This is a genomic window from Micromonospora sp. ZG13 (assembly GCF_059359355.1).
Window position 1 is genome coordinate 1 of the sequence record NZ_JCADBQ010000033.1, and the last position, 7,349, is coordinate 7,349.

Here is a 7,349-nt window from a genome sequence, read left to right on the forward strand (position 1 = left end):
GTCCGGTACGCCGACGGGGTGACCGCCCTGAGGGCCGCCGGGGTGGACACGTTCCTGGAGATCGGGCCGCAGAGCGTCCTGACCGCGATGGCGGCCGACGTGCTGCCCGACGGCGCCGTGCTGGCCGTGGCCGTGCAGCGCCGGGACCGGCCGGAGGCGCACGCGCTGCTGCACGCCCTCGCCGAGCTGCACGTCCACGGCGTGCCCGTGACCTGGCGGCAGTGGTTCGCCGACAGCGGAGCGCGGCGGGTCGACCTGCCCACGTACGCCTTCCACCGGGAGCGGTACTGGCTCCCGCCGGCCGGCCAGTCGGCCGACGTCTCCGGGGCGGGCCTCGGCGTGGCGCGGCACCCGCTGCTCGGCGCGGCGGTGTCGGTCGCCGGCGAGGACATGGTCGTGCTGACGGGCCGACTGTCGGTGTCGACCCACCCGTGGCTCGCCGACCACGTCGTCTCCGGCACCGTGGTCGTGCCGGGCACCGCGCTGGTGGACCTCGTCGTCCGGGCGGGCGACGAGGTCGGCGCGTCCCGCGTGCGTGAGCTGACCGTGCTCGCTCCGCTCGTGCTGCCCGCCACCGGCGGTGGGGTACGGGTCCAGGTCCGCGTCGGTCCCGTCGACGGGACCGGCAGCCGCTCGGTGACCGTGCACTCCCAGCCCGAGGACGACCCGGAGTCGGGCTGGACCCGGCACGCCGACGGCCTTGTCGGCACCCCCACGGTCGACGAGCCCACGCTGGGCGCCTGGCCGCCGCCGGGAGCGTCCGAGGTGGACGTCACCGGCTGGTACGCGACGGTCGCCGAGCACGGACTCTCGTACGGGCCGGTCTTCCGGGGCCTGCGACGGGCGTGGGCCGCCGACGGCGAGGTGTTCGCCGAGGTCGCCCTCCCCGACGAGGTCATCGGCGACCCGGCGGGCTTCGGGGTGCACCCGGCGCTGCTGGACGCCGCCCTGCACCCCGTCGGGCTGCTGCCCGCCGACGAGTCGGGCGGCCCCCGGGTGCCGTTCGCGTTCGAGGGGGTGCAGGTCCACGCAGTCGGGGCCCGGACGCTCCGGGTCCGCCTCACCGCCACCGGTAACTCCGTGCGGCTGGTCGCCGTCGACGAGACCGGTGTGCCGGTGGTGTCGGTGGACTCGCTGACGCTGCGCGAGATGACCGGCCTGGCGGCCGCCCCGGACGAGGCGTACCGGTCCCTGTTCGAGGTCTCCTGGCAGCCCGAGCAGATCACCGCGCCCGACGGCGCGTACGGCTGGGTCGTGCTCGGCGACCGCCCGCTCGACGGCGCCCCGCAGCTTCCGGCGTACGCCGACGTCGCGGCCGTGACCACGGCGGTGACGGACGCAACCGCCCCGGCGGCGCTGCTGCTGCCCGTCACCTCGGCCGCCTCCGGGTCGGACGTGCCCGACGGGGTGCGCTCGGTCACGGCGGACGTCCTCGGCACGGTGCAGGCGTGGCTGGCCGCCGACCCCCTCGCCGACGCGCGGCTGGTCGTGGTGACGCGCGGCGCGGTGGCCACCGGCGCGGACGACCGCGTCACCGACCTGGCGGGGGCGGCGGTCTGGGGCCTGCTGCGTTCGGCCCAGTCGGAACACCCCGGCCGGATCGTGCTGGCCGACCTCGAACCGGACGCCGACCTGGACGCCGACCTGCTCGCCCTGCTCGCCGCCGCCGCCGACGACCCCGCCCTCGGCGGGCAGCTCGCGGTGCGGGCGGGCGCGGCATACGTGCCGCGGCTGGTGCGTGCCACCGGCGACGCCCGCACCCCGGCGACCCTGGGCCGGGGGACCGTCCTCGTCACCGGCGGCACCGGCTCGCTCGGCGCCCTGGTGTCCGAACACCTCGTCACCGCGTACGGCGTGCGCTCGCTGGTGCTGGCGTCCCGGCAGGGCCCGGCGGCCCCCGGCGCCGACGAACTGGTGCAGCGGCTGGCCGCGCTGGGCGCGACCGCCCGGGTGGTCGCCACGGACGTGACCGACCGCGAGCGCGTCGGCGAGCTGGTCCGGGCGATCACCGCCGAGGACCGCCTGGCCGGGGTGGTCCACACCGCCGGCGTCCTCGACGACGGCGTGGTCAGCGGGATCACGGCCGACCGGTTGGCGGACGTGCTGGCCCCGAAGGTCACGGCGGGCTGGTGGCTGCACGAGGCGACCGCCGAGCTGGACCTCGACCTCTTCGTGCTCTTCTCCTCCGTCGCCGGGGTGCTCGGCTCTCCCGGCCAGGCCGCCTACGCGGCCGGCAACGCCTTCCTGGACGCCCTCGCCCTGCTGCGGGCGCAGCGCGGGCTGCCCGCCGTCAGCCTCGCCTGGGGCATGTGGGACACCGACGGCATGGCGGCGTCGATCAACGACGCCGACCGGGCCCGGGTGACCCGGGCCGGTCTGGTCCCGATGACCGCCCCCGTCGGGCTCGGGCTGTGGGACGCCGCCCTGACCCACGGCGGCGCGGCCCTGGTGCCGGCCGTGGTCGACCTGCCCGCCATGCGGGCGCAGACCGCCGCGGGCCGGGTGCCGGTGATGCTGCGGGCCCTGGTGGGGCCGGCCGCGAAGCGCCGCCGCTCCGGCACCGGAGCGTGGGCCGACCGGCTGGCCGGACTCGACCCGCAGGAGGCGCGCACCCAGGTGGCCCTGCTGGTTCGCGGGATGATCGCGCAGGTCCTCGGCCACGGCGGCGCCGAGGCGGTGCCGGCGGACCGGGCGTTCCGGGAGCTGGGCTTCGACTCGCTGACCGCCGTCGAGCTGCGCAACCGGATCAACGGCGCGACCGGGCTGCGGCTCACGTCGACGCTCGTCTTCGACTACCCGACCCCCGGCGCCCTGTCGGAGCACCTGTACGAGCAGCTGTCCGGCCAGGTCGCCGACCAGCAGCAGGCCGTGCGGGCGACCACCGTCGACGAGCCGATCGCCATCGTGGGCATGGCCTGCCGCTACCCGGGTGGCGTGACGAGCCCGCAGCAACTGTGGGACCTGGTCGCCGCCGGCACCGACGGCATCGGCGAGTTCCCCACCGACCGGGGCTGGGACCTCGACCGGCTCTTCCACCCCGACCCGGACAATCCCGGGACGTCGTACACCCGCCACGGTGGCTTCCTGTACGGGGCCGCCGACTTCGACCCGGACTTCTTCGGCATCTCGCCCCGCGAGGCGATCGCGATGGACCCGCAGCAGCGCCTGCTGCTGGAGGCCTCGTGGGAGACGTTCGAGTCCGCCGGCCTCGACCCGTCGCGGCTGCGCGGCAGCCGGACCGGCGTCTTCGCCGGGCTCATGTACCACGACTACGCCTCGGGTGTGCAGGACCTGCCCGAGGGCGTGGGCGGTTACCTCGGTACCGGCACCTCCGGCAGCGTGCTGTCGGGTCGGGTGGCGTACACGTTCGGGCTGGAGGGCCCGGCGGTCACGGTGGACACGGCGTGTTCGTCGTCGCTGGTGGCGCTGCACCTGGCGGTGCAGGCGCTGCGGTCCGGTGAGTGTGATCTGGCGTTGGCCGGTGGTGTGACGGTGATGGCGACGCCGGGGACGTTCATCGAGTTCTCGCGGCAGCGTGGTCTGTCGCAGGACGGCCGGTGCAAGTCGTTCGCCGCGTCGGCCGACGGCACGGGCTGGTCCGAGGGCGTCGGGGTGCTGCTCGTGCAGCGCCTCTCCGACGCCCAGCGCGAGGGCCGGCGGATCCACGCGATCGTGCGCGGTACCGCCGTGAACCAGGACGGCGCGTCGAACGGGCTGACCGCCCCGAACGGTCCGTCGCAGCAGCGGGTGATCCGCCAGGCCCTGGCGAACGCCCGCCTGACGCCGGCCGACGTGGACGCGGTCGAGGCGCACGGGACCGGCACGACGTTGGGTGATCCGATCGAGGCGCAGGCTCTGCTGGCCACGTACGGGCAGGAGCGTCCGCAGGACCGGCCGCTGTGGCTGGGCTCGATCAAGTCGAACATCGGCCACACCCAGGCCGCCGCCGGGGTGGCCGGCATCATCAAGATGATCATGGCGATGCGCAACGGACTGCTGCCCTCAACGCTGCACGTCGACGAGCCGTCCCCGCACATCGAGTGGAGCGCCGGGGCGGTCACCCTGCTCACCGAGGCGCGCGACTGGCCCACGGCGGGCCGGCCCCGGCGGGCGGCGGTCTCGTCGTTCGGAGTCAGCGGCACCAACGCTCACGTGATCATCGAGCAGCCGCCCGCCGAGGCGGGACCGGCCCGGGGCGAGGGCGCGCCGACGCGCGCCGACGAACCCGCCGCCGGGTCGCTGCCGACCCCCGTACTGCTGTCGGCCCGGTCCGAGACCGCCGTCGCGGCGCAGGCGGACCGCTGGGCCCGCTGGATCGCCGGCGACGAGGCGCTGCGCCCCGTCGACGTCGGCTGGTCGTCGACCGTCAGCCGGGCCGTGCTGGAGCACCGCGCGGTGGTCACCGCGACGGGCCGGGACGAACTGCTGGCCGGGCTGCGTGCCCTCGCCGCCGGCGAGCCGGCCGCCGCCGTGGTCAGCGGCACCGGCACGACGCGTACGCAACTGGCCGTGCTGTTCTCGGGTCAGGGTGCGCAGCGTGCGGGCATGGGTCGGGAGTTGTACGCCGGGTTCCCGGTGTTCGCCGCCGCGCTCGACGAGGTGTGTGCGCAGCTCGATCCGCTGCTGCCGCGTCCGCTGCGGGAGGTGCTGTTCGCGGAGGCGGGCACGGCCGAGGCGGAGCTGCTGGACCAGACCGTCTTCACCCAGGCCGGGTTGTTCGCGGTCGAGGTGGCGCTGTTCCGGCTGGTGGAGTCGTTCGGGGTCGTGCCGGACATGCTGGCCGGTCACTCGATCGGCGAGGTCACGGCCGCGCACGTCGCCGGGGTGCTGTCGCTGGCGGATGCGTGTGCGCTGGTCGCCGCGCGGGGCCGGCTGATGCAGGCGCTCCCGGCCGGTGGCGGCATGCTGGCGGTGGCCGCCGCCGAGGCGGAGGTGGCGGAGTCTCTCGCCGGGTTGACCGACCGGGTGGGTATCGCGGCGGTCAACGGGCCGGCTGCCGTGGTGGTGTCGGGTGCCGTCGAGGCCTTGGACGAGGTGGAGCGGGTCTGGCGGGACCGGAATGTGCGGACGCGTCGGTTGACGGTGAGTCACGCGTTCCACAGTCCGTTGATGGAGCCGATGCTGGCCGAGTTCCGTGCGGTCCTGTCCGGGTTGACGTTCTCGGCGCCGTTGCTGCCGGTCGTGTCGAACGTGACGGGTGCGCTGGCCGATGCCGACGAGATCCGCACGGCCGAGTACTGGGTGCGGCACGTGCGCGAGGCCGTCCGTTACGCCGACGGGATCACCGCCCTCCGTGAGGCGGGCGTCGACACGTTCCTGGAGATCGGGCCGCAGAGCGTCCTGACCGCGATGAACGCCGACCTGCTCGCCGACGACGCGCTCGCGGTGGCCGTCCAGCGCAGGGACCGTCCCGCCCCGCAGGCGCTGCTGCACGCCCTCGCCGAGCTGCACGTCCACGGCGTGCCGGTGACCTGGACGCAGTGGTTCACCGACACCGGCGCCACCCGGGTCGACCTGCCGACGTACGCCTTCCAGCACCAGCGGTACTGGCTCGGCGCGGGCCAGGCACGAACCGCCGACCTCTCCGGCGCGGGCCTCGGCGTGGCCGGGCACCCGCTGCTCGGCGCGGCGGTCACCGTCGCGGGCGCCGACATGGTCGTGCTGACCGGCCGACTGTCGCTCACCACCCACGCGTGGCTCGCCGACCACGTCGTCTCCGGCGCGGTCATCGTGCCCGGTGCCGCCCTGGTCGAGTTGGCCGTGCGGGCGGGCGACGAGGTGGGTGCGTCGCGGGTGCGGGAGTTGACCGTCGCCGCGCCGCTGGTCCTGCCGTCGGCGGGTGCGGTGCGGGTGCAGGTGCGTGTGAGTGCGGCCGACGAGGCCGGCACCCGCGTCGTGGCGGTGCACTCGCAGTCCGAGGGCGATCCGGAGGCCGAGTGGGTCCAGCACGCCGAGGGCGTGCTGGAGCCGGCGTCGGCCGACGAGCCGGGCGTGGGGGAGTGGCCGCCGGCTGGGGCGTCCGAGGTGGACGTCACGGGCTGGTACCCGACGCTGGCCGAACACGGCCTGACGTACGGGCCGGTGTTCCAGGGGCTGCGCCGCGTGTGGACCGCCGACGAGGACGTGTACGCCGAGGTGTCCCTGCCGGACGAGGCGGCGACGGAGGCGGCGCGCTTCGGCGTGCACCCCGCGCTGCTGGACGCCGCCCTGCATCCGATCGGGTTGTTGGCCGGTGCGGAGGGCCCGGGTGGGCCGCGGGTGCCGTTCGCGTTCGAGGGTGTGCAGGTGTACGCCTCGGGTGCGCGGGTGTTGCGGGTGCGGCTGTCGCGTACGGGTTCTGCGGTGCGGCTGGTCGCGTGTGACGAGTCGGGTGCGGCCGTGGTGTCGGTGGACTCCCTGGTCCTGCGCGAGCTGACCGGCGTGGCGGCGGCGGGTGCGGCGGCCCGCTCGCTGTTCGAACTCACCTGGCAGGCCCAGGAGGTCACCCCGGCCGGGGACGTCTCCGGGTGGGCGCTGCTGGGCGCGCCGGCCACCGCCGACCTGCCGGCGTACGGCGACGTCGAGGCGCTCGTCGCGGGGGTCGACGCCGGCCGGGCGGTCGCGCCGAAGGGGCTGCTGCTGCCGCTCGACGCGCCGGAGACCGCCGTCCCCGACGCGGTACGCGCGGCGACCTCGCACGTGCTGGCAGTCGTCCAGTCCTGGCTGGCGGCGGACGCGCTGGCGGATTCGCGGCTCGTGGTGGTGACCCGGGGCGCGGTCTCGGTCGGTGCCGACGACCGGGTGACCGACCTGGCGGGCGCGGCGGTGTGGGGTCTGCTGCGCTCGGCGCAGTCGGAGCATCCGGGCCGGATCGTCCTGGCGGACGTGGACGGCGACGTGGATGCCGGGACGATCGCCGTCCTGGCGGCGGTGGCCGATGAGCCGTCGACTCACGGTGGTCAGGTCGCGGTGCGCTCGGGTGAGGTGTTCGTGCCGCGTCTGGTGCGCGCGGTCGCCCCGTCGTCGGTGGAGGCGCCGGTCGTGGGTGACGGTGCTGTGCTGGTGACCGGTGGTACGGGCGCGCTGGGTGCGTTGGTGGCGGAGCACCTGGTGTCGGTGCACGGCGTGCGGTCGCTGGTGCTGGTGTCGCGGCGTGGCCCGGAGGCCGCGGGTGCGGGTGAGCTGTCGGAGCGGTTGTCGGCGTTGGGTGCGTCGGTGCGGGTGGTCGCGTGCGACGTGACGGACCGGGACCAGGTGTTCGGGTTGGTCGGCGAGGTCGTTGCCGAGGGCCGCCTGGCGGGTGTGGTGCACACGGCCGGTGTGCTGGACGACGGTGTGGTGGAGGGGTTGACGGCGGAGCGTCTGGCGGG

At 75.7% G+C, this 7,349-nt stretch carries 1 protein-coding gene; it reads left to right on the forward strand.

What is annotated here, in order from left to right:
• A partial coding sequence (locus AC5L34_RS29380; protein WP_494827893.1) for an SDR family NAD(P)-dependent oxidoreductase occupies positions 1 to 7,349 on the forward strand: 7,349 nt, incomplete at both ends.